The 310-nt window shown below is 63.5% G+C and carries 1 protein-coding gene; it reads right to left on the bottom strand.

Features of this window, described 5'->3' with window-relative positions; genetic code table 11:
• Positions 1-269, bottom strand: a 269-nt coding sequence (locus MTR62_RS21250; protein ID WP_244024672.1) for a transposase, incomplete at its 3' end; no start/stop codon positions are given.
• Positions 270-310: the final 41 nt, after the last annotated feature.

Here is a 310-nt window from a genome sequence, read left to right as displayed (position 1 = left end):
TCCGGCGTTGCAGCCCCGAGGTCAAATCCCAGGAAGCGAAGCCAACTCAGACGATCGCGGATCAGCCATTCCATGCGCGCGTCGGCCACGTTGTTCTGCGCTGCCAGCACCAGGATCTTGAGCATCACGACCGGATCGTAGGGCGGGCGGCCGCCCTTCGCACCATCGGAATAGGCCAGCGCCGCCGTCAAGGTCGGCCGAAATGCCTCGAAGTCCACGACACGAGCCAGAACCTCCAACGGATCGCCGTCCGCCGAAAGGCGCTTCATGTGCTCCGATAAACCGAAAAGCCCTGCCTGCCGCATCGATC

The organism is Novosphingobium organovorum, from assembly GCF_022832435.1.
Taxonomy (GTDB): Bacteria; Pseudomonadota; Alphaproteobacteria; order Sphingomonadales; family Sphingomonadaceae; genus Novosphingobium; species Novosphingobium organovorum.
Note: the sequence above shows the minus strand (reverse complement) of the source record. Positions and strands in the feature narration are given on the sequence as shown.